This is a genomic window from Actinoplanes sp. NPDC048967, assembly GCF_040649415.1.
Taxonomy (GTDB): Bacteria; Actinomycetota; Actinomycetes; order Mycobacteriales; family Micromonosporaceae; genus Actinoplanes.
Genome location: NZ_JBEZFL010000007.1, coordinates 350839 through 373673 on the forward strand (window position 1 = coordinate 350839; position 22835 = coordinate 373673).

Here is a 22835-nt window from a genome sequence, read left to right on the forward strand (position 1 = left end):
TACGACACTTCGGCTCACGGGTCCAGATCGGCACCGATGGCGTAGTGGTCCGACGGGTAGAGCCCGTTGATCGGCCGGTCGCCGGCGATGAAAGCGCCCCGGACCGTCACTGCGGTGTCCGGGCGTCCCGGGCGCACCAGCACGTGGTCGATCCGGCGGTCGATCAGCGTGGTCGCCTCCAGCGGCGCGTACGGCAGCAGTGAGTCCAGAGTGGTCGCCCCCGGATCACCGCCACCGGCCTCCCACGTGTCCACGGTCACGGCGCGCAGCGGAGCCAGTTCGGGCTCGTCCGGTGGCGCGTTCAGGTCGCCGATCAGCAGCACCGGCAGGGGCCCGTCGAACGCCGGGTCCGTCACCAGCTCGGCGAGCGCCACGGTCTGCACGGCCCGGTCCTCGGCGTAGTGCGGCTCCCATTCACGGCACGTGACGATGACGTACAGGTTGCCCCGGGGGTGGTCCAGGGTGCCGATCAGCGCCGTCGGCGGCGGGCCGGGGCGCTGGGGATGCGGCAGCTCGCGGACCTCGGTGCGCCGGATCGGCCAGCGGCTCAGCAGACCCAGCCCGACCACCGCGCCGAGCTGGCCGGGCTCCTCGACCGGCTCCGGCCCGGGTGGCAGCGAGGTGGGTGCGAACGCCGCGTGCATGCCGAGCTGCTTCGCCAGCACGTCGGCCTGGGTCGTGCCGTCGGCGGCCCAGGTCTCCACCAGGCCCACCACATCCGGCTGGTACGTCTCCAGGGTGGTTCTGATGCCGGCGGCCCGCTCGCGCCAGTTGCCGCCGAAACGCCACCACACGTTCCAGGTCATGACCCGCATGCAGAGACGGTAAGCCCGCCGGGGTTTGATGGCACGGTGAGCCGACCCGTTCTGCTGCTGGATCTCGACGGGGTGCTGAACCCCTTCGCCGCGTCCTCCTGCCCCGACGGATACCTCGAGCACGAGTTCTATCCCGGTGAGGGCCCGGAGCGTTACTGCCCGGACCACGCCGCGTGGATCACCGAGCTGGCCGCCGCCGGTGACCTGCGCTGGGCGAGTGCCTGGGGCGAGGACGCCAACACCCTCTTCGGCGCGAAGCTGGGCGTCGCCGCGCTGCCGGTGGTCCCCTTCCCGCCGCTGCCGTTCCCGCCGGAGGCCAAGGTGCCGGCGGTGGCGGAGGTGGCGGGTGACCGGCCGGCCGCCTGGATCGACGACAACCACACCGAGGCGGGCCGCCGCTGGGCCGCCGGGCGGTCGGTCCCGACGCTGCTGGTGCCGGTCGACTCGGCGGTCGGCTGGACCCGCTCCGACGTGGACCGGGTGCTGGCCTGGGTGGCCGGCCTCGCGGGCTGAGCGGTCTCAGGCGTTCTGCCAGAGGCCGATCAGGTTGCCCTCGGTGTCGTGGACGTAGGCCGAGAAGCCCATGTCCCCGACCGGCTGCCGGCCGATCGCCACCTTGCCGCCCAGCTTCTCGATCCGGGCCAGCGCGTCGTCCAGGTCGTCGACGCCGATGGTGATCACCGGGCTGGTGATCGGGCCCTGCTTGGCGAGCATGCCGCCGTTGATGCCGCCGGGCTCACCCGGCCGGCCGGACCCGTCGGTCGCGGTGGTGGTGACCATCGTGTAGCCCATGCCCGGCATGCTCGCCAGCTGCCAGCCGAAGGCCTCGCGATAGAAGGTGTGCGCCCGGTCCGAATCGTCGAACGGGACCTCGAAGTGGACGACTTTGTCCATGACTCCTCCTCAGCTCATTGCCGACGATAGACCCGGCCACCGACAGAATCGGCGGTTCGCTCGCCGACCCGCAGATCCCGTTCGAGCTCGGCGATCACCGCCCGGAGATCGTCCAGGCGCTGGCTGATCGCGAGCCGGTCCAGCTCGTCCGGCTCGCCGTCGCCGTCGGCGTCGAAGTCCGGCGCCAGGCCCTCGGTCAGCTCCAGCCGGCGGACCTCCTCCATCGAGTTCACGATGACCGCGATCAGGATGTTGACCAGCAGATTCACCGTGATCAAGATGTAGCTGACGTAGTAGACGAGGGTCCAGCCCGAGACGGCCAGGCCCTGCTCGATCAGCTGCGGCAGGTTCTCCTGGGAGAGCAGCACGAAGAGGGTCAGCACGGCGCGGCCGATGGTGCCGTACTCCTCGGGGTAGTGATCTTTGAAGATCAGCCAGCCCGCCATGCCGTACACGTAGAGGGTGACCAGCGCCAGGGCGAGGAAACCGCCGACGCCCGGCAGGCTGCGCAGCAGCGCCGAGACGATGGTCCGCAGGCCGGGGGAGAAGCGCACCAGCCGCAGCACCCGGGCGATCCGGATGATCCGCAGCACGGTCGTGTCGCCGTGCAGGACGGGGACGAAGACGGCCAGCGTCACGACGAAGTCGAAGACGTTCCAGCCGTTGCGGAAGAAGTCCTGCGGCCGCCGGCCGTAGGCCAGGATCCGGACCGCGATCTCGGCCAGGAAGAGCAGCCGGAAGGTCCATTCGAGCGCGTGCAGCAGCGGCCGGGCGTGGCCCAGATCCGGGTACGTCTCCAGGCCGAGCACGATCGCGTTGGCGCCGATGATGACGATGATCAGCACTTCGAACAGGCGCGAACCGGTGATCCGGGCGCACCAGCGGGTCACCTGCGACATCTATCGACCCTACAGAAAGTGGCGCCCCCGCCGGGGCGAGGGCGCCACCGTGGTTCAGCTGCGGTAGACGCCGACCTCCCAGAGCGAGTAGCCGTAGTCGGTGGCGCGGGCGGTGCCGGAGACCCGGACGTAGCGGCCCGTGCCGCTGATCGCCAGGTCGTCGAAGCCGCCGTTGCCGCTGGTCGTCGTGTGGATCGTCTGCCAGGTGCTGCCGTTGTCCGACACCTGCACCGTGTAACCCTTGGCGTACGCCGCCTCCCAGGCCAGCAGCACCCGGTTGAACGACTGCACCGAGCCCAGGTCGACCTGCACCCACGCGGTGTCGACCCACTCACTGGCCCAGCGGGTGCCGTAGTCACCGTCGACCGCGTACGCCGGCAGCTGCGGCCCGTTCGTGCCGGTCGGCTGGTACGTCGACGCGGTCACCGTCCGGCCCCGGGCCAGGTTCGTGCCGGGGATCGTCGGGGGGACCACCTTGAACGAGCGCTGCTCGATGCCCACGTTGCCGTGGCCGTCGAACGCGTACACGTAGACCTTCCAGACGCCGAGCTGTTCCGGCGCGCGGGCCGTGAACGTGCCGTTGCCGTTGTCGGTGAAGACCACGTTGGTCAGGCCGGTGCCGCCGGTGATGTGCTTGTTGCTGTACATCAGGTTGTAGCGGATCAGATCACCGTTGGGGTCGCTCGCCCCGGCGGTGACGGTGAACGTACCCCCGGCCGGCACGGCGGTCTGGTTGCTCACCGACATGGAGTTGATCTCGGGCGGGGTGTTGGCCGAGGCCTGGCCGGTGTACGCCTGCTTCAGCGCGTGGTAGCCGAGCCGCCGCCAGCCGCCGGTGAAGGTGTTGAGCCAGACCCCGCCGAAGTCGTTCTCCAGCCCGTAGTGGAACTCGGTCGCGCCCAGCGCCACCCCGGGGTGGGCCTTGATGGCGTTCCAGCTGGCCGTGTAACCGGCCCGCTTCTGCAGATCGGTCGGCTCGGTCGGCACCCCGTTGACGTCGTTGGGCACCTCCCACTCGCCGGCCGGTCCGCCCTCGGTGACGATGTACGGCTTGGTGTAGCCGCCGTTGATCCAGTCCTGCTTGACGTTGCCGATCGCGCCGTACGAGTTGACGGCCAGCAGGTCCAGGTCCGGCGCGTACTGCTTGTAGTACGGCCACGCGCCGGTGTACGCGTCCGTCGAGGTGACCGGGTGGTTCGGGTCGGCGGCGTGGATGGCCTGGGCCACTTCGTTGACGTACCTGGCGTACGCGATCCGCCGGGCCTCCACCTCGGCGGCCGACAGCCCGTGGTCCTGCATGGTCAGGATCACCTCGTTGCCGACGTCCCACATGAGCACGCCCTGCTTGTTCTTCAGCGCGTTGACCCGGGCCACGATCTCGTTCTTGGTGGCGGTCTTGTAGGCGGTGTCGTTGACGTAGTCGGCTCCCTGGTTGAGCCAGTGCCCGACGACGACCTTGATGTTCTGCTGCGCGGCCCGGTCCAGCAGCGCGGGCGTGTTGATGTCGTCCACGCCCCAGAGCCGGATCGTGTTGACCCCCATGTTCTTCAGGTCCCGCATGTAGCCGTCGGCGGCGGCCTGCGGCGGGCCGTAGGTGAGACCCTTCAGCTCGTACGGTGAACCGTTGACGTTCAGCTGCCAGTTGCCCTGGCCGCCGGTGACCCGGACCGTCGACGGGCCGGCCGGGGTGGCCGGGTCGGTCATCGCCGCCGGCGTGGTGCCGGCGGCCCGGGCCACGGTCACCGAGTCGACGCTGAGCACGCCGCCCGAGGTGGTCTCCGGGGTGGGTGTGGTGAAGCCCGCGATCGCGTTCGGCAGCGAGCCGCCGACGGCCAGGTCGAAGCGCAGGAAGAAGCCGTGGTGCACGGCCGCACGCCACGCGGTCACGCCGACCTGCGACTCGCGGACCACCCAGGTCTGCCGGCCGTCGAGGTAGAAGCGGATCTCCTCGTCGGTCTTCGTACGGTCGATGACCTGGGTGTACTCGTGGAAGCCGGTCTGGCAGCCGGTGCAGCTCGCCAGTCCGCTCTGCCGGCCGTTGTACTCCGCGCACGGCCCGTCGGGGGCGGTGCCGCAGTGCAGGGTCTGGGAGAGCTGGCTGCGCCCGTTGACGTCGGTCATGATGTCGGTCTCGCCGACGCCGGGCCAGTTGGTGTAGTTGCCCCGGTAGGCCGCGCCGGTGGCCCGGAAGCCGGGCCAGTAGCCGGCGCCGTTGGCCACGTCGGGCTGCTTCAGCACGGCGGTGAACTTGGTCTGCTGTCCGGCCAGCGGCTCGAAATCGGTGCGCTGGGTCTCGATGCGTCCCGAGGTCCACTTGCCGGCGCCGTCGCGGATCGCCTTGATGTTCAGCTTGCCGGCGCCGTCGAGGTAGACGTTGGCGGTGGAGTTCGACGCGGTCTCGACCTCGCCGGTGCCCCAGTTCGCGGCGCCGCCCGGATACTGGGTGCCGGTGCGCAGCAGCCAGTTCGCCGCGTTCGGCGAGGTGTTGGCGGCGCCGCTGAAGTCGTCGGTCCAGACGGTGGTGAAGTCACCGGGCACCGGCGGGGGCGTGGTCGGGTCGGTGGGCGGCGTCGTGCTGCCACCGGTGAAGACCTTGAACTCGTAGAGGGAGTAGCCGTAGCCGCTGGCGCGGGTGGTGCCGTACATGCGCACGTAGCGCCCGGTGCCGTTCACGGTGAGCGTCTCGGTGCCGCCGGCGCCGGTGGTGGTGCTGTGGATGTCGGTCCAGGTGGTGCCGTCGGCACTGGTCTGGATCTTGTACGCCTTCGCGTACGCGCCCTCCCACTGCAGGACCACTTGGCAGATGGCCTGGGAACTGCCCAGATCCACGCGCAGCCACTGTGGATCGGCGAACTCGCTCGACCAGCGGGAGCCCGCGTCCCCGTCGACGGCCTTGCCCGCCGCGACGTCCGCGCCCTCCTGCGAAGAGGCGGTGGCCGGCTTGCCCTGGGCGGCGTTCGTGGTGCCACAGGCCGTCGGGGCGCCGGTGGAGCCGTAGACCTTGAACTCGTAGAGGGAGTAGCCGTAGCCGCTGGCGCGGGTGGTGCCGTACATGCGGACGTAGCGGCCGGTGCCGCTGACGGTGAGCGTCTCGGTGCCGCCGGCGCCGGTGGTGGTGCTGTGGATGTCGGTCCAGGTGGTGCCGTCGGCACTGGTCTGGATCTTGTACGCCTTCGCGTACGCCCCCTCCCACTGCAGGACGACCTGGCTGATCGTGGCGGTGGTGCCGAGGTCCACCCGCAGCCACTGGGGATCGCTGAACTGGCTCGACCAGCGGGTACCGGCGTTGCCGTCCACCGCGAGGGCCGCGGCGACGTCCGCACCCTCCTGCGACGACGCGGTCGCGGGTCTGCCCTGCGAGAGCAGGGAATCGGCGGCGTGTGCGGTGAACTGCACGACGCCCACATAGGCGGCGACGACGGCGAGCACGGTGACGGGGATCAACCGGCGCCAGCGTCGAGGTCGGGGCGCGTGCGGGGACAGCGCCTGGGGGGATGCCGGATGCACGGGAACTCCTGACGTTCGGGGACGGAGTCACGGGGGAGTGATCAATGGAGAGCGCTCTCCATAGAGCCGCAGTGTTGCGCCCGCTTTTCCGTTGTGTCAAGCATCCGGTGTCCCGGGGGCCGCAAAACCGGCGATTACGGTCGGCCGCCGGTGGATTTGGGAAAGCGCTCTCCAAGACCGGCTGTCGGAGCGGTGCGGAAAAATTCCGCGGGCGCGTGTCGAGAAGCCGTCCGGGTCTCCGACTCACCGGTGGAAGTGCCCCGGCCGGGGCACCCGAGGGCTGGGAGACTGAGCCATGAAGTACATGCTGATGATGTTCGGTGACGGCGCCACCATGATGCAGAGCCGGAGTCAGGAGTGGGTCTCCGAGATGATCCAGTTCATGATGTCGTTCAACGCCGAGCTGGCCCAGGCCGGTGAGTTCGTCGAGGCCCGCGGGCTGGCCGATCCCACCTCGGCCAAGACCGTCTCGCTGGTCGACGGCCAGGTGGTGGTGACCGACGGGCCGTTCGCCGAGGCCAAGGAGTCGCTGGCCGGCTACTGGGTGCTCGAGGTCGAGGACGAGCAGCGGGCGATCGAGCGGGCCGGCCAGATCGTCGTCTGGGCCGAGCGGGTCGAGCTGCGCGAGGTTCCCGACGGGCCGCCCGAGCAGTGACCACGGATCAGCCCGGTGTCGAGGGCCTGCTGCGCGAGCTCGCGCCGCAGGCCCTCGGGGTCCTCGTCCGCCGGTACGGGCAGTTCGACGCCGCCGAGGACGCGGTCCAGGAGGCTCTGCTCTCCGCCGCCCTCAAATGGCCGGTCGAGGGGGTTCCCGACAGCCCGCGGTCCTGGCTGATCACCGTGGCCGGCCGTCGGCTGGTCGACGAATGGCGCAGCGAGAGCGCCCGCCGCGCCCGCGAGGAGCACGTCGCGTTGCTCGAACCGGCCGACCCGGCCGCCGCCGCCGACGAGGACGACACCCTCACCCTGCTCTTCCTCTGCTGCCATCCGTCGTTGTCGCCGCCCTCGCAGCTCGCCCTGACGCTGCGCGCGGTCGGTGGCCTGAGCACCGCGGAGATCGCCCGGGCGTTCCTGGTGCCCGAGGCCACGATGGCCCAGCGGATCAGCCGGGCCAAGCAGCGGATCCGCACGAGCGGGCTGGGCTTCGAGGCACCGCCCGAGGCTGAGCGGGCCGACCGGCTCCAGGTCGTCCGGCAGGTCCTCTACCTGGTCTTCAACGAGGGCTACACCACGAGTGCCGGGCCGGACCTGCAACGGGCCGACCTGACCGCCGAGGCGATCCGGCTGACCCGGATGCTGCACCGGCTGTTGCCCGGCGACGGTGAGACGGCCGGGCTGCTCGCGCTCCTGCTGCTCACCGACGCGCGGCGCCCGGCGCGGACCGACGAGCACGGCGCGCTGGTGCCTCTGGACGAGCAGGATCGCGGACTGTGGAACGCCGCGTTCATCGCCGAGGGGGTCGCGCTGGTCTCCGGGACGCTGGGCCGGGGACCGCTGGGGCCGTACCAGTTGCAGGCCGCGATCGCCGCGGTGCACGACGAGGCCCGCACCGCCGCGGAGACCGACTGGCCGCAGATCCTCGCCCTCTACGAGGTGCTGGAACGCGTCTCGCCGGGCCCGGTGGTCACGCTGAACCGGGCGGTGGCCGTGGCCCGGGCGCGCGGGCCGCTGGCCGGGCTCGCCGTGCTGGCCGAGCTCGACGGTGACGAGCGGATGGCGGGCAACCACCGGCTCGAGTCCGTCCGCGCGCATCTGCTGGAGCTGGCCGGTGACCACGCCGCGGCGCACACCGGGTACCTGCGGGCGGCGGCCATGACGGCCAGCCTGCCCGAGCAGCGGTACCTGACCCTGCGGGCGGCGGCGCTGTCGACCCGTACCTCATCCGAACATTGAGCCGGGCCTGAGCCGGGCATGATGGTGCGGTGAGTGAACCTTCCGCCAAGGGCCTGATCCTGCTGGTCGAGGACGAACGGCCGATCGCGGACCTGGTCCGGCTCTACCTGAGCCGGGACGGCTTCGGGGTGCACGTCGAGCACGACGGCCCGGCCGGGCTGGCCGCGGCCCGGCGGTTGCGGCCGGTCGCCTGCGTGCTGGACATCGCGCTGCCCGGGATGGAAGGCACCGAGATCTGCCGCCGGCTGCGGGAGGCCGGTGACTGGACCCCCGTCGTCTTCCTCACCGCCCGTGACGACGAGGTCGACCGGATCCTCGGCCTCGAGCTGGGCGGCGACGACTACCTCACCAAGCCGTTCAGTCCGCGGGAGCTGGTCGCCCGGGTGCGGGCCCTGCTGCGCCGGGCCGCCGGGCCACCCGACGGCGGCCACGTGCGCACGCTCGGGCCGTTGCAGCTGGACTCCGGCCGGCATGTGGTCACCGTGGACGGTGTGCCGCTGACGCTCACCCCCACCGAGTTCGACCTGCTCGCCCACCTGCTCGGGCGCCCGGGGCGGGTCTTCACCCGGGAGGAGTTGCTGGCCAGCGTCTGGGGGTACGCGTCGCCGGCGGGCACCCGTACGGTCGATGTGCACGTGGCCCAGGTGCGCGCCAAGCTGGGCGCCGCCGCGACCCTGATCCGCACGGTCCGCGGGGTCGGCTACACCGCCGATGCGTAGCACCCTGTCCGGCCGGACCGTCCTGGTCACCGCGGCCACCGCCGTCGTCGCCGTCATCATCACCGCGCTCGTGGCCCTGCCGATCGCGGTGCGTTCGGCCAACAACGCCGCCCGCGACGAGCTGGTGGAGAAGTCCGCGCTCGCGGTGGAGCTGCTCACCACCGAACGCCAGGTGGCCCGGGAGCGGATCGTGTCCCGGCTGCGGGCCGACGGCGTCGACGTCTACCTGATCCGGCGGGGCACCGTCGACCGGGCCGGGCTGCCGGACCGGGTGGTCACCCAGGTCGCCGGCGGCGCGACGGTCAACACTCGCGGCACGGTCGGCGGGCGCACGGTGCTGATCGTCGGCCGGCCCTTGCGGGGCAACACCAGCGGTGTGGTGCTCACCCGCGACACCGCTTCCGGTACGGCGGCCCGGGTCCTCGGCGGAGTGTGGCTCGCGCTGCTGGCCGGCCTGCTCGGTGGTGTCCTCGCCGGAGCGCTGCTGGCCCGTTTCATCGCCCGGCCGCTGCGGCAGGCGGCAGTGGCGGCGGGCCGGCTCTCGTCCGGTGACCGCTCGGTACGCCTCGCCGTGCGACCTCCCGCCGAAGTGGCCGAGCTCGCGTCCGCGCTCAACCAGCTCGGCGCGGCGTTGCAGATCAGCGAGGGCCGGGAACGCGAGTTCCTGCTGTCGGTGTCGCACGAGCTCCGTACCCCGCTGTCCACGATCCGTGGCTACGCCGAGGCCCTGGCCGACGGCGTGGTCGCCGCCGACGACGCGGCGCGGGCCGGGCAGACCATGGTCGCCGAGGCCGACCGGCTCGACCGGCTCATCTCGGACCTGCTGGTGCTCGCCCGCCTGGAGGCCGCGGATCTGCCCGTGGACATCGTGCCGGTGGACCTGGTCGACCTGGCCGGCTCGGCCGCCGAGGCGTGGGCCCGGCGCTGCGGCCCGGACGGCCCCGAGCTGCGCACCGAGCTGCCCGCGGAGCCGGTCGTGGTGGCCACCGACCCCGGCCGCATCCGCCAGGTCATCGACGGGCTCTGCGAGAACGCGCTGCGGGTGGTGCCGCCCGGCGCCCCGCTGATCCTGGCGGTACGGCCCGGTCCGCACGGCGGTGTGCTCGAGATCCGGGACGGGGGTCCGGGCTTCTCCGACGAGGACCTGGCGGTGGCGTTCCAGCGTGGCGCCCTGCAGCGGCGGTACCGGGGCATCCGGCGTACCGGTAGCGGTCTGGGCCTGGCGCTGGCCGCCCGCCTGGTCGGGCGGCTCGGCGGCACCATCGCGGCCGGGCACGCCCCCGAGGGCGGCGCGATGTTCACCATCGCCCTGCCCGCCCCGACCGGCCCTTACCCAACCCGAACATGACGCTGATCCGGCCCGTGCACGGCCGGCGCAGTCTGGGCGGCATGACACGAACCCGTATCGCGCTGACCCTGACCACTGTGAGCCTCGCCGGTCTGCTCGGGCTGAGCGGCTGCGGCGGTGGCGCGGCCCCGGCCGGTGCCCCGGCGGCGCCCGCGGCGGACGTCGCGGACGTCGCGGACGAGACCTTCGCGCTCGCCGCCGTCGGCCTGGAGGCGGAGCCGGCGCCGTCGGCCTCGGCCGCGGCCAAGCCGGGCAAGGCGGGCAAGCACCCCAGGGCCCGCAAGTTCCTCCGGAAGAACACCCTGCACGGCGAGATGACGGTGCAGGGCAAGGACGGCGTCAAGACCGTCGTCGTGCAGCGCGGCACGGTCACCGCGGTGGGCGCCACGTCGGTGAGCGTCAAGTCCACCGACGGCTTCGCGCAGACCTGGACCTACGGCGACAAGCTGCGGGTCGTGCAGGACAAGAAGAAGGTCGAGGCCGGCGCGATCAAGAGCGGCGCGGAGATCGGCCTGGCGGGCGCCAAGGACGGCGGCAAGAACGTCGCCCGCCTAGTCGTGATCAAGTAGCGAGGAGGTTCAGGGCCCGCGCTCTTGGACGAGCACGGGCCCTGCACCCCGCCCCCCGGAGTAAAGATCTGAGCGGGTCACTGCAGGATGGCGCCCATCGGCGACATCAGCAGCTTCCCGAAAGCCTCGGCGGTGCCGTCCAGGCGCGTCCGCTCCCGGCCGAGGGCCTGCAGGTCATGGCGTACGCACCAGAGCTTCTGCGAGTTGCGCCAGGCCACGTTGCGGGTGTACTCGATCAGCTCGCCCTGCCACCAGTCGTCCAGGTCGCCGTTCATCATGTCGATGATCAGCTGCCACTTCTCCAGGAAGCCGCGGCGCAGCCCGGGGATGGACTCGGCGAAGATGTCGTTGATCTGCAGGTAGTCGTGGTGCTGATCGCTGTCGTCGACCGGGTCGGAGCCCAGGTGGTCGAAGGTGGTGACCAGGGCGAACGGCAGGTCGAAGTTGATGTGCGCGTTGACCCCGGCGGCCGCCGACGGCAGCGGGCGCGCGTCCGGGCCGGGGATCCGGTGGAACAGCACCGACCAGGCCCGCGGGCAGCCGGCGCTGGCGTCCGACCACTGGCGCAGGGCGTCGAAGTAGCGGGCGGCGAACTCCACGTCCAGGCGGGACAGGAACGCCGGGTCGGCGAACCGGCCCGCGTACAGGCGCTCGAGCACGCTGGTCGTGATGGTCAGGTAGAGCTTGTTGAAGTCGGCGAGCGGGTTGCTGTCCAGCAGCGGCGGCACCCGCTCCAGCACGTCCTGGAGCTTCGTGAGCTGGTCGACCACCGCGGGTACGTCATCGGGGTGCCCGGCCAGCACGTCGGCCATGTCCTGGCGGACAGGCCCCCAGACGGAATCGGTGATCATCGCGGTCCTCCACACACGGAACTCCCTCGCGGAGGCCCTCCAGCACCGCCCGGCGGCCTGGTCGGACCGGCCGGCCGGGCGGTGCTCCCCCGAACGAGAGTCAGCCTTTCACCGGGGGCGGGCGCGGGGATCGGTAGAACGACGTATTCCGCGTACGTAGATAACGAAAAGGTCACGCCGCCCGGAGGAACACCCGGCTGGCCTGCACCCGGGTCCGCACCTGGAGCTTGTCGAAGATGTGCCCGACGTGCACGCCGACCGTCCGCTCACTGATGAACAGGGCCTGACCGATCTCCCGGTTGGTCAGCCCCTCGGCGACCGCCGCCAGGACCTCCCGCTCGCGCTCGGTCAGCACGTCCAGCTCGTCGCCGGGGTCGCGGCCCGGCGGCGGGACCGGGACCGTCTCCTCGTCACCGGTCAGCGCCACCCGGGCCCGGGTCGCCACCGCGGTGATCTCGGCCGCGAACGGGTTGGCGCCCATGGCCCGGGCGGTCGCGTACGCCTCGCGCAGCGCCATCGTGGCCGCCGCCCGCCCCCGGTTGGACCGGCCCGGCCGGCGCGCGAAAGTGGCCTCGGCCTGCCGCAGCCGCGAGTAGGCCGCCGGGTACGGCTGCTTGCGCCTGTCCCACGCCGTCGCGGCCCGGGCCCACAGCTCCGGGTCGTTGCGCTCGTCGATCCGGCTCTGCTCGGCCGCGCACAGGTCCAGGTAACCGTCGACCACGGCCCGCACCGGCGGGGCGGCGTTGCCCGCGCCCTTGGCCATCCGCTCGACCACGGTCTGCAGCCGGCGCACCGCTCCCGGGTCCACCGGCACCTTGCCGCCGGCCTGGGCCTCCGCCTCGGCGCGCAGCCCGTGCCAGGCCAGCACGCCCAGCAGCACCAGATCGTCGGAGCGGGTCTCGGTCAGGCCGCGCTGCACGGCGGTCCGTGCCTCCGCGTGCCGGCCCTGCCACATAGCCAGCCCGGCCCGCAGGGTGAGCATCGGCAGCACGTGCCTGGCCCCGCCACCGGCCAGGATGGTCGCCACCGCCTCCAGGTCGCGGTCGGCCTGCTCGATGTCGCCGACGCCGACCCACAGCCGGCAGCGCGACAGCAGCAGCTCGACCGCGTCGGCGCCGGACGGGCGGTGCCGCATCGCGGTGTCGAGCACCTTCTCCATCTCGGCCCAGTCGCCGATCCGGAAGAGCCCGTTGGCCGCGATGGCCAGCAGCCGGGTCTGGTAGGTGCGGCCGAGCCCGATCGCGGCCAGCTTCTCCGCGCCGCGGCGGGCCACCAGCACGCCCTCCTCGACGCTGTTCAGCGGCCCGGTGAGCAGCTCGGCCAGGTGCAGATAGGCGCAGCCGATGTCGTCCGGGTGCCCCGAGCGCTCGGCGATCTCCACCGCCTGGCGGATCACCGCCAGCCCCGCGTCGGGATCCTCCCGGAAGGCCAGGCTGAAGCCCAGCGCCGCGCTGGCCCGGACCAGGTCGGCGGTCGAGCCGTCGGCCTTCTCGGCCAGCTCCAGCGCGTCGCGCGCGCGGACCCCGGCGTCGGCGTAGCGGCCCAGGTGGACCAGCAGCTCGGCCAGGTGCGCGGCCGCGCTGGCCTTCTCCGACGGCGTGCACTCGGCGAACGCCAGCGCCCGTTCGTATTCGATCTCGGCCGTGGCCGAGCGGCCCGCCGCGGCCAGGTAGCGGGCCCGGCGCAGGTGGATCTCGCAGGCCCCCGGGCCGTCCGGGCGGGCGGCCAGCTCCTCGAGCCGGGTCAGGGCCCGCTGGTGCTCGCCGCAGCGATGCGCCGACTCGGCGGCGTGCGCGAGCAGCTCGGTGCGCTCGGGCGCCTCGTCGCAGCCCAGTTCCAGCGCCATGCTCCAGTAGCGGTGGGCCTCGGCGAAGCCGTAGAGCTGCTCGGCGGCCCGGGCCGCGGCGACGACCGAGGGCATCGCCCGGGCGGGCTCGCCCGCCTGCCGCCAGTGATGCGCCAGCCGGGCGTGGTCGACGGCGCCGGGGACAGCCTCCAGCGCCTCGGCGTAGCGGCGGTGCCGGGCGGCGTGCTCGGCCGGCAGCACCTCGTGCTCGAGGACCTCGGCGACCACCTGGTGCCGCAGCCGGTAGCCGTCGGCCGCGCTGGTCACGAAGCGGTGCGCGACCGCGGCCCGGATCGCCTCGATCAGCTCCGTCTCCGGCAGCGGCAGGACCCGGGCCAGCAGGGCGTGCTCGACCGGCTCGACCCCGGCGGCGACGGCGTGCACCACGTCGTGGGCGTGCGGGGGCAGCTCGTCGACCCGGGACAGGAAGATCTCGCGCAGTGTGTCGGACAGCTCGACCCGGCCGTCCCGCAGGTCCCGGGAGAGCTCCTCGACCACGAACGGGTTGCCGCCGCTGCGCTTGTAGACCCGGTCGGCGTCCTCCGGGGCCACGTCGGTGCCGGCGATCGCGGCGACCAGCTCACCGGTCGACTCCTGGTCGAGCGGGGCCAGGTCGAGCACGCGTACGGACCGCAACCGGCGCAGCTCGGCCAGCACCCGCCGTAGCGGATGGGAGCCGTGCAGTGACTCGGCCCGGACCGCCGCCAGCACCGACAGATTGATCTCACCGAGGCCCGCCAGCAGGTAGAGCAGCAGCTGCCGGGTGCTGCGGTCGGCCCACTGGAGGTCGTCGAGCACGAGCAGCAGCCGCCGGCCCTGGGCCAGCGAACGCAGCTGCTGGGAGACCCGTTCGAGGAGCACGCCCGCGCCGTCCTGATTGGCGACGGCGTCCACCGGGGCGGTGTCGGCGTGCACCCCGGCGCGGCGCAGCGCCTGCAGGACCGGGTGCAGGGGAGAGGCGTCGCCGATGTCCAGGCAGGTGCCGGACAGCACGGCGACACCCGCGTCACGCAGCGCGTCCGCCGCCTCGCGCAGCAGGCGGCTCTTGCCCACGCCGCTCTCGCCGGTGACGAACACCGCCGCGGTGCCGCTGGGACCGGCGTCCAGCAGGTCCGTGCGAACCGCGGTCAAAGTGCCGGTACGTCCGACAATAGGCGCGTCGTCCCCCTCGCTGGCCATGCGTGGCAGCCTAGTGCCGATCCGGGTAGCACGTTCTCGTCGGTTCGGACTGTTCTGCGTCACAAATTCGACGCTGGGCCCGCTGTCACAGATACGTCATTCTGCGGATCCGCTGTACCCCCGCCGGCTGGCACCGTTTGCCTCGCCAATGCGGCGAAGGGGCGTGGGGCATGAACAGAATGACTGCCGGCATCCGGTGCCGGCGACAGACAGTGACCGTGCTGTTCGTCGACATCGTGGGTTTCACCGCCATCGTCGACGAGCTGGACTGCGCGGACGTCCGGGACCTGCAGATGGACTACTTCTCCACCGTGTCGGCCGAGGTCCGGGCGGCGGGCGGGGTGGTCGAGAAGTTCATCGGGGACGCGGTCATGGCGATCTTCGGGGCGGACGGGCCGTCGCCCGGCACGCCGGCGGGCACGAGCCGCGCGGCAGTGGGAGCGGTCCGGGCCGGCCTGGCGATCCAGGAGGCGCTGCGGGGGCGTCTCCTGGCCGGCCGGTTCCCGGTCCGGACCCGGGTCGGGCTGGCCACCGGCGACGCCATCGTCGACCTGGACCAGACCCGCGACGGCGGGTACGGGATGGTCAGCGGCAGCGTGGTGAGCACGGCGGCGCGGCTGCAGGCGTACGCGCCGCACGACACGGTGGTGGTCTGCGCGGCCACCCGGGCGGTGACCGACCACGCGGTGGTCTACCAGGAGATGCCGCCGGTCTCGGTGGCCGGCAAGTCGGCCCCGGTGGAGCTGTCGCGGGCGCTGTACCCGCAGGTGGTGGCGGCTGGACCGGTCCTGCAGACGTGCGGCTGACCGGCCCGGCCGGCAGATCCGCCGGGACCCAATCCTTCAGCGGGGACGACCTGGGCCGATAAAGGCAACGTGGGTGCCACGCCTTCTCCGCCGGCTGAGCCGGCCCTGCTGCAGCTCGAGCCCGGCGACGCCGCCGGGCTCGAAGTGCTGGGCGAGCTGGGCCGCGGCACCCAGGCGGTCGTGCACCGGGTACGCCTGCGGGGCCGGGAGTACGCCCTCAGGCTCCTGCGCGACACCATCGCCGCGAGCAACGAGGGCGTACGCGAGTTCCGCCGCCAGTGCGCGCTGCTGGCCGCCGTCGACAGCCCGGGGCTGCCCCGCGTGCACAAGACCGGTACGGCCGGCGGCCGGCCGTACGTGATCATGGATCTGCTCCCGGGCGAACCGCTGACCGCCCGCCTGGCCCGGGGCCCGGTCCGCGAGGCCGTGGCCGTCCGGATCGCCACCGACATCGCCGGCGCCCTGGCGGCGGCCCACGCCCACGACCTGGTGCACCGTGACGTCAAGCCGGACAACATCGTCGTCGGCCCGGACGGCGGCGCCGGACTGGTCGACTTCGGGCTGGCCACCCGGGTCTCGGCCGGCGCCGGGATCACCGAGGAGCCGGTCGCGGGCACGCTGCTCTACAGCCCGCCCGAGCAGAGCGGCATGCTCAACCGGCCCGTCGACGGCCGCTCCGACCTGTACGCCCTGGGTGCGGTGCTCTTCGAGTGCGTCACCGGGGCGCCGCCGTTCGCCGCGGGGGACGTCGGCGAGCTGCTGCACCTGCACGCCACCGCGCCCGTACCGGATCCCCGGGCCCTGGCCCCCGGCCTGGGCGCCGCCTTCGCCGCGATCATCGTCCGGCTGCTGGCCAAGGACCCTGACGACCGTTACCAGAGCGCCGCGGGCCTGCTGGCCGACCTGCGGCGGCTCGATGACGACCCGGCCGCGGTGTTCCCGCTCGGGGAGCAGGACGGCCCGGTTCCCCTGGCCACCGCTCCGCTGACCGGACGCGACTCCGAGTTCAGCACTCTGCGGGAGCGCTGGAGTGCGGCCGCGGCCGGCCGTGGTGGCATCGCTGTGCTGCACGGGAGCACCGGCAGCGGCAAGACCCGGCTGGCCGCCGAGCTGGGCGAGCTGGTCGTGGCGGCCGGCGGCACCGTGCTGCGGAGTACGGCCTCACCCAGCGACCGCCGGCCGATGGCGCCGCTGCGGGCGGCTGTGGACGCGTACGTCCGGGCTCTGCTGCGCCGCCCCGGTGGCGCTGCCGCCGCCGGCAAGCTGTTGCGCTCCGCCGCCGGGCAGGGGGCCGGCCTGGTGACCAGCCTGTCGCCGGCGCTGGCCGACGCGCTCGGCGTGCCCGGCGTGGCCGCCGAGATCGGCCTGGAGCGGCACTCGGCCGCCGTCGCCGACCTGCTCACCGGCCTGGCCCGGACGACCGGCCCGGTGCTGCTGCACCTCGACGACGTGCAGTGGTTCGACGACGGCACCGTCCGGGTGCTCGAGCAGCTCGCCGCCGGGCTCACCGGGGTGCCGCTGCTCGTGGTGGCCACCGCCCGCAACGACGACGAGGGCGCGCCCGCGGCCGCCATGGTCCTGAACCGCCTCCAGCCCGGCCCCGACACCGACATCACGCTGGCGCCGCTGAGCGCCGCGGCGGTCGGTGACCTGATCAGCTCCCTGTCCGGCGGGGTCCGGATCGACGAGCGCGGGGCCACCGCGATCGCCGTGCTGACCGGCGGGAACCCGTTCGCGACGATCGGTTATGCCCGGGCGGTCATCGACGCCGGCCTGCTGACCCCCGACTGGGGCGTCTGGCGGGTGGACACCGCCGGCGTGCAGGAGCTGGCCCTGCCGGCCGACTCCGCCCAGCTGCTGCTGCGCCGGATGGGCACGCTGGCCCCGGAGAACCGCCGGCTGTTGCAGCTCGCCGGCGTCATCGGCGCCACCTTCGCCCCCGGCCTGGTCGCCGAGGTGGCCGGTGTCGGCCGCCGCCGGGTCCTCGACGTCCTCTCCGACGCCGCCCGCCGCGGCCTCGTCGAGCACCGCGAGGGCACCGTGCGGTTCGTGCACGACAGCATCCGCCTCGCGCTGATCGACGGCCTGCCCGACGACGAGGTACGCCGGCTGCACCAGCGCATCGCCGACGTGCTCGACCACGAAGGCGCCGACGTGTACGTCCTCGCCCGGCACTGCGCGCTCGGCGACCCCTCCTACGAGCCGGCCCGGATGCTGCGCGCGGGACAGGCCGCCGGAGCCCGGGCGCTGGCCGAGCACGCCCCCGACACGGCGCTGACCTTCCTGGAGTACGCCGCGGAGGCTGCCGAGACCGGCGGGCTGACCGTGGACAGTGAGTTCCACCAGCTGCTCGGTGTCGCGTACCACCAGAACGGCCGCTTCGACGAGGCGATCGCCGCCCTGACCACCGCCCTGGAGGGGACCACCGACCGGATCGCGCGGGCCCACCTGCACCTGCACCTGGCCCGCGTGCACGAGAGCAACTGGGGTGGTGCGGCGCAGGTCCGCGCGGTCGAGCAGGGCCTGGCCGAGCTGGGCCGCCCGCTGCCGCGCAACCCGGTCCTGGCCGCGCTCACCGGCATGTGGCTGTTCTTCGTGGGCTGCCTGATCGGCGTCACCCGGCTCGGCTACGGCACCGCCAAGGGCGCCTACCGCGAGCGGCTGCGGCTGCAGACGACGCTGTACCACTACGGCGGCTCCGGCAGCGTGCGCACCCTGCGCCCGCTGCGGTCACTGCTCTACGGGCTGCGGTTCATCCACCCGACGAGCCGGCTCGGCCGGACCCCGGAACGGGCCCGCGACCTCGTCGGCCTCACCCTCGCCCTGCGGATGCTGGGACTGCAGCGGACCTCCGACCGGATCACCGCGGCCGCCGTCCGGCAGGCCCACGAGTTCGGCGACCCCACCCTGCTCGCCCGTATCGACTGGATGACCGCCATCGCGGTGCACGGCAGCGGCGCCGACTCCGGCGAGCGGGTGCGCCAGGTGCTGGCCGAACGCGACCGCTTCCTCGACGTCGGGCTGATCCTCGACTGTTACGCCGTCCTCGGCTGGGACTGGCTGCTGTGCGGCGAGATCACCGAGGCCGAGGCGGCCCGCCCGGGCCGGCAACGCTGGCTCGAGGGCGGCGGCAACGCCGACCGCAGTGCCGTGCTGGCCGTCGACGCCGGGCTGCTGGCCATGCGCGGCCGGGCCGGCGAGGCGATCAGCACGCTCGCCCGGGCCGGGGACGGGCCCAAGGAGATCCACGAGGTCGTCGACACGATCATCGCCCGGATGCTGTCCGCCATCGAACGCGACGACCTCGAGGGCGCCTTCGACGACGCCGTCGCGGACTTCGAGAGCCTCCGGCTGCGACCGCTCGACGTGCTGCCCGCCCAGCACTGCTACTACGTCTACCTGGCGTACGGCCGGCTGGAGCAGGCCCGCCGGGCCGCGCCGGCCGACCGTGACACCGCGGTCGCCGTCGCCGCGGCGGCTGTCTCCGCTCTCGGCCGGGTCACCCGCCGGCCCGTCGTGGCCGCGCACCACCGGATCGCCCGTGCGGCGCTGCTCGCCCTGGACCCGGCGCGCAGCGTGGCCGCGCTGGACCTGCTGGCCAAGGCCGAGCCCCTGCTGCGCCAGGTCGACGCGCCGCTGCCGGCTTTCGAGGCCGCCCTGGTACGCGCCCGCGCGCTCGCCGCCATCGGTAGCACCGGGGAGGCCGACCGGCAGGCACGGATGGCCGCCGGGATCGCCGAGGACCGTGGCTGGCCGCACCGGGCCCGCCGGGTGGCCGCCGAGTTCCGCCTCGACGCCGGGCGCCGCAACCGCGTACCGGTGGTGGCCGCCCGCGGCCGGGCCGGCCAGCGCTGGGCTGCCCTGGAGCAGCTCAGTCTGGCCGCCAGCCGGGTCATCGACCCGGACCGGCTGACCCGCGTCGCCCTGGACGAGACCACCCGCCTGCTCGGCGCCGAACGCGCCATCCTGTTCCTGATGGACCCCGAGACCCAGGTGCTGGCCCCGTTCGTGGGCCGCGACTCGAGCGGCCGCGACGTCGCCGAGCTGACCGGCTACAGCGCCACCGTCGTCGACAAGGTCCGGCACAGCCGCGAGCCCCTCGTGGTCACCGGCACCGAGCAGGGCGAGGCACTGGGCGCGCAGAGCGTGGTCCAGTACGGCCTGCGCAGCATCCTGGTCGCCCCGCTGGAGCTCGACGACCGCCTGCTCGGCGTGGTCTACCTGGACAGCCGGGTCGCCAAGGGCGTCTTCACCGTGGACGACGCCGACGTGCTGACCGCCATCACCCACCACATCGCGGTCGGCCTGGAGACGGCCCGGGCCGCCCAGCTGGAGGTGGCGGTGGCCGCCGCCAACCGTCAGCGCGACCTCGCCGAGACCCTGCGCCGCGCGATGGCCCGGCTCACCGGCACGCTGGACCCGCAGCTGGTGCTGCGCCGGCTGCTGCTGACCGCCCGGCAGACGCCCGGCGCGAACCGCGGCTGGCTGCTGCTCGGCACCTCCGACTCGGAGGAGATCACCGTGCTCGGCGGGCCGGCCCCGGTGCAGCTCGCCCTGGCCGAGCACCCCGACCTGCGGGGGCTGCTGGACAACCGGCAGGCCGACATGATCAACGGTACGCCGCCCTGGGCCGGCGCCTTCGAGGACTCGACCGGGCAGAGCTGGCTCACCGTCACCCTCGACGACCGCAACGGGGCCCTGGGCGTGCTGGTGCTGGCGTCCGACCGGCCGGGCGCGTACGCGGCGGCCGACCTGGGGCTGGCCGCGGCGCTGGTGGGTCAGGGCATGGTCGCCTTCGACAACGCCCGGCTGTTCAGCCGGGTGAACGAGCTGGCCACCACCGACAGCCTGACCGGCGTCGCCAACCGGCGGCGGTTCTTCGAGCTCGCCGAGCGCTCGCTGGCCGCCGCGCGGGCGGCGGACGGGCCGGTCACCGCGCTCATGGTCGACATCGACCACTTCAAGCGGATCAACGACGCGCACGGCCACCAGGTCGGCGACGACGTGATCAAGGGTGTGGTCCAGCGCCTGCTCGGCGGCCTGCCGGCCGACGGCCTGGTCGCCCGGTACGGCGGTGAGGAGTTCGCGGTGCTGCTGCCCGGCGTCGACTCGGCCGGGGCCGAGCTGGCCGAGGAGCTGCGGGCCGCGGTGGCCGGCACGCCGGTCGACACCCGCTCCGGGCCGATCCCGGTGACCATCAGCGTCGGCCTGGCCCGGCTGCGCCCCAGCGACCCGACCCCGGACACCCTGCTCGGGCGGGCCGACGCCGGCCTCTACGCGGCCAAACAGGCCGGCCGGAATCGTGTTGTGGCTCACGACCCGGAGTATTTGCCCCTTTAGTCGTGTGTTAAGGAGACCAGCTCACGGTCGGCCTCACGAAACTCGTCAGAGGTGCCCGGTAGGCTCGCCGCGTCGTTGACAGCTGCCACTGCCGGGAGTAATACCTCGTGACTGCGCAACCAGAGATCCTCTACGGGGCTGATGACCTCACGCACCTCGAAGGACTCGATGCGGTCCGCAAGCGGCCGGGTATGTACATCGGTTCCACCGACAGCCGGGGCGTCAACCACCTCGCCAACGAGATCCTCGACAACGCCACCGACGAGGGCGTCGGCGGCCACGCCGAGCACGTCGAGGTGACCCTGCACGCCGACGGCTCGGTGCAGGTCGACGACGACGGCCGCGGCATCCCGACCGACATCAACGCCAAGTCCGGCCTCAACGGCGTCGAGCTGGTGCTCACCCGGCTGCATGCCGGTGGCAAGTTCGGCGGCTCGGGCTACAAGACCTCCGGCGGCCTGCACGGTGTCGGCGCCTCCGCGGTCAACGCGCTGTCCCTGCGCTTCGACGTGACGGTCCGGCGCGACGGCAAGGTGCACGAGCTGTCCTTCCAGCGCGGCGTGCCCGGTGTGTTCGCCGGCCCCGGCCCGGACGCACCCTTCCAGTCGCAGAGCGGCCTGCGCGTGGTGCGCAAGATGAAGCGTGGCGAGCGCACCGGCACCTCGATCCGCTACTGGTACGACGCGCGGTATTTCGAGACCGGCGCCCGGCTCGACGTCGACGTGGTGCGGGCCAAGCTGCGCAACACCGCGTTCCTGGTCCCCGGCGTGGCGTACGTGCTGCGCGACCACACGGGCGAGGAGCCGGCCGAGGAGAAGTTCCACTATCCGCACGGACTGACCGACATGGTGGAGTTCCTCACCCCGGCCGGTGACAAGCCCGTCTCGGGGATCCTGATGGTCGCCGGCGAGGGCACCTACAAGGAGAACGCGGCCGACGCCAACGGCGTCATGCAGTCCAACGTCGAGCGCAAGGCCCAGGTCGAGGTCGCGTTCCGCTGGGGCACCGGCTACGACCGCACGGTGGAGTGCTTCACCAACACCATCCGCAACGTGCACGGCGGCACCCACCGCAAGGGCTTCGAGCGGGCCCTGACCCGGGCCCTGAGCGACGCCATCCGCAACGCCCGCGGCCTGCTCAAGCCCAAGGAGGACGTGCCGGTCCTGGACGACCTGCTGGAGGGCATGACCGCGGTGATCCACGTGCGGGTGCCCGAGCCGCAGTTCACCTCGCAGACCAAGGACGAGCTCTCCACCGCCGGCATCACCCGGGTGCTGCAGACCCTGGTCGAGCAGCACCTCAAGGCCTGGATCGACGACCGGCGCACCAAGAGCGAGGCCCGCACGGTCCTGCAGAAGGTCGTCGACGCCGCCCGGGTCCGCCTGACCCAGAAGCAGCAGAAGGACGCGGCTCGCCGCAAGACCGCGCTCGAGGGCGCGTCCATGCCGCCCAAGCTGGTCGACTGCCGCTCCACCGGCATCGGCCGCAGCGAGCTCTACATCGTCGAGGGTGACAGCGCGCTCGGCACCGCCCGGATGGCCCGCAGCTCCGAATACCAGGCCCTGCTGCCGATCCGCGGCAAGATCCTCAACGTGCAGAAGGCCAGCCTGCAACAGGTCCTGGACAACGTGGAGTGCTCGGCCATCGTGCAGGTGCTGGGGGCCGGCTCCGGCCGCACCTTCGACATGAGCACGATGCGCTACGGCCGCGTCATGATCATGGCGGACGCGGACGTCGACGGCTCACACATCCGCACCCTGCTGATCACCCTCTTCGCCAAGTACATGCGCCCGGTGATCGAGGAGGGCCGGCTGTTCGCCGCGATGCCGCCGCTGCACAAGATCACCACCAAGGGCCGCAACGCCGAGACCATCTTCACGTACACCCAGCAGGAGATGGAGGCCGCGCTGACCCGGCTGGAGCGCGCCGGCAAGTCGGTCGCGCCGGTGAGCCGGTTCAAGGGCCTCGGCGAGATGGACGCCGACGAGCTGTGGGACACCACGATGAACCCGGCCACCCGCACCGTCCGGCGGATCACGCTGACCGACGCCGAGCGGGCCGAGGCCACCCTCGAGCTGCTGATGGGTGAGCGGGTCGAGCCGCGCAAGAACTGGCTGATCGAGGCCGCCGGCCGCATCGACCAGGAAACGATCGACGCCTGAGAGGCTG

15 protein-coding genes are annotated in these 22835 nt (G+C 72.9%); 9 read left to right on the plus strand and 6 right to left on the minus strand.

What is annotated here, in order from left to right; translation table 11 throughout:
• Window positions 1-14: 14 nt before the first annotated feature.
• Window positions 15-815, minus strand: a complete 801-nt coding sequence (locus AB0C12_RS29880) for an endonuclease/exonuclease/phosphatase family protein (protein WP_360553170.1) — start codon at window positions 813-815, stop codon at window positions 15-17.
• A gap of 36 nt (window positions 816-851) precedes the next feature.
• Here AB0C12_RS29880 and AB0C12_RS29885 point away from each other — a divergent pair, with 36 nt between their 5' ends.
• The gene (locus tag AB0C12_RS29885; protein WP_360553171.1) at window positions 852-1328 is read left to right on the plus strand and encodes a hypothetical protein; all 477 of its coding nucleotides are present in this window, start codon (window positions 852-854) and stop codon (window positions 1326-1328) included.
• 6 nt (window positions 1329-1334) lie between these two features.
• On the opposite strand, the gene AB0C12_RS29890 is transcribed toward AB0C12_RS29885, so the two are convergent.
• The 3 genes from AB0C12_RS29890 to AB0C12_RS29900 are packed head-to-tail and all read right to left on the minus strand — an operon-like array spanning window position 1335 to window position 6049.
• A complete protein-coding gene (locus AB0C12_RS29890) occupies window positions 1335-1709 on the minus strand; it encodes a VOC family protein (RefSeq protein ID WP_360553172.1) in 375 nt (124 codons plus the stop codon).
• A 14-nt stretch (window positions 1710-1723) separates the two neighbouring features.
• Entirely contained in the window at window positions 1724-2608 is an 885-nt protein-coding gene (locus tag AB0C12_RS29895) for an ion transporter (RefSeq protein WP_360553173.1), read from the minus strand.
• Window positions 2609-2662: 54 nt separating this feature from the next.
• Complete coding sequence (locus tag AB0C12_RS29900; protein ID WP_360553357.1) at window positions 2663-6049, minus strand: discoidin domain-containing protein; 3387 nt, start codon at window positions 6047-6049, stop codon at window positions 2663-2665.
• Between the two features lie 361 nt (window positions 6050-6410).
• Between AB0C12_RS29900 and AB0C12_RS29905 the strand changes: the two genes are divergently transcribed.
• Genes AB0C12_RS29905 through AB0C12_RS29925 form a run of 5 tightly spaced genes read left to right on the plus strand, consistent with a single transcriptional unit; the run spans window position 6411 to window position 10644 of the window.
• Entirely contained in the window at window positions 6411-6770 is a 360-nt protein-coding gene (locus AB0C12_RS29905; protein ID WP_360553174.1) for a YciI family protein, read from the plus strand.
• Window positions 6767-8008: a sigma-70 family RNA polymerase sigma factor gene (locus AB0C12_RS29910; protein WP_360553175.1), complete on the plus strand. Its 1242-nt coding sequence runs from the start codon at window positions 6767-6769 to the stop codon at window positions 8006-8008. Before AB0C12_RS29905 ends, AB0C12_RS29910 begins: the two co-directional genes overlap by 4 nt.
• 29 nt (window positions 8009-8037) lie before the next feature.
• Window positions 8038-8727, plus strand: a complete 690-nt coding sequence (locus AB0C12_RS29915; protein ID WP_360553176.1) for a response regulator transcription factor — start codon at window positions 8038-8040, stop codon at window positions 8725-8727.
• On the plus strand, window positions 8720-10075 hold the full coding sequence (locus tag AB0C12_RS29920; RefSeq protein ID WP_360553177.1) for a HAMP domain-containing sensor histidine kinase: 1356 nt from the start codon (window positions 8720-8722) through the stop codon (window positions 10073-10075). Before AB0C12_RS29915 ends, AB0C12_RS29920 begins: the two co-directional genes overlap by 8 nt.
• A gap of 41 nt (window positions 10076-10116) precedes the next feature.
• Window positions 10117-10644 (plus strand): hypothetical protein, encoded by a 528-nt coding sequence (locus AB0C12_RS29925; RefSeq protein ID WP_360553178.1) that lies wholly within the window; start codon window positions 10117-10119, stop codon window positions 10642-10644.
• Between the two features lie 77 nt (window positions 10645-10721).
• Here the strand turns inward: AB0C12_RS29925 and AB0C12_RS29930 are convergent, their stop codons facing one another.
• On the minus strand, window positions 10722-11492 hold the full coding sequence (locus AB0C12_RS29930) for a DUF5995 family protein (protein WP_360553358.1): 771 nt from the start codon (window positions 11490-11492) through the stop codon (window positions 10722-10724).
• A 175-nt stretch (window positions 11493-11667) separates the two neighbouring features.
• Entirely contained in the window at window positions 11668-14520 is a 2853-nt protein-coding gene (locus AB0C12_RS29935; protein WP_360553179.1) for an AAA family ATPase, read from the minus strand.
• A 170-nt stretch (window positions 14521-14690) separates the two neighbouring features.
• Here AB0C12_RS29935 and AB0C12_RS29940 point away from each other — a divergent pair, with 170 nt between their 5' ends.
• The 3 genes from AB0C12_RS29940 to AB0C12_RS29950 all read left to right on the plus strand — a co-directional run bounded on the left by AB0C12_RS29940 (window position 14691) and on the right by AB0C12_RS29950 (window position 22828).
• A complete protein-coding gene (locus AB0C12_RS29940; protein ID WP_360553180.1) occupies window positions 14691-15326 on the plus strand; it encodes an adenylate/guanylate cyclase domain-containing protein in 636 nt (211 codons plus the stop codon).
• A gap of 69 nt (window positions 15327-15395) precedes the next feature.
• Window positions 15396-20666, plus strand: a complete 5271-nt coding sequence (locus AB0C12_RS29945; RefSeq protein WP_360553181.1) for a diguanylate cyclase — start codon at window positions 15396-15398, stop codon at window positions 20664-20666.
• A 107-nt stretch (window positions 20667-20773) separates the two neighbouring features.
• Window positions 20774-22828 (plus strand): DNA topoisomerase IV subunit B, encoded by a 2055-nt coding sequence (locus AB0C12_RS29950; RefSeq protein ID WP_360553182.1) that lies wholly within the window; start codon window positions 20774-20776, stop codon window positions 22826-22828.
• The last annotated feature ends 7 nt before the right edge of the window (window positions 22829-22835 follow it).

Bases quoted from the DNA above. Each gene is read 5' to 3' on its own strand.
- AB0C12_RS29880 (WP_360553170.1), bottom strand. From the start codon at position 815: ATGCGGGTCATGACCTGGAACGTGTGGTGGCGTTTCGGCGGCAACTGG.
- AB0C12_RS29890 (WP_360553172.1), bottom strand. From the start codon at position 1,709: ATGGACAAAGTCGTCCACTTCGAGGTCCCGTTCGACGATTCGGACCGG.
- AB0C12_RS29895 (WP_360553173.1), bottom strand. From the start codon at position 2,608: ATGTCGCAGGTGACCCGCTGGTGCGCCCGGATCACCGGTTCGCGCCTG.
- AB0C12_RS29905 (WP_360553174.1), top strand. From the start codon at position 6,411: ATGAAGTACATGCTGATGATGTTCGGTGACGGCGCCACCATGATGCAG.
- AB0C12_RS29920 (WP_360553177.1), top strand. From the start codon at position 8,720: ATGCGTAGCACCCTGTCCGGCCGGACCGTCCTGGTCACCGCGGCCACC.
- AB0C12_RS29925 (WP_360553178.1), top strand. From the start codon at position 10,117: ATGACACGAACCCGTATCGCGCTGACCCTGACCACTGTGAGCCTCGCC.
- AB0C12_RS29935 (WP_360553179.1), bottom strand. From the start codon at position 14,520: ATGGCCAGCGAGGGGGACGACGCGCCTATTGTCGGACGTACCGGCACT.
- AB0C12_RS29940 (WP_360553180.1), top strand. From the start codon at position 14,691: ATGAACAGAATGACTGCCGGCATCCGGTGCCGGCGACAGACAGTGACC.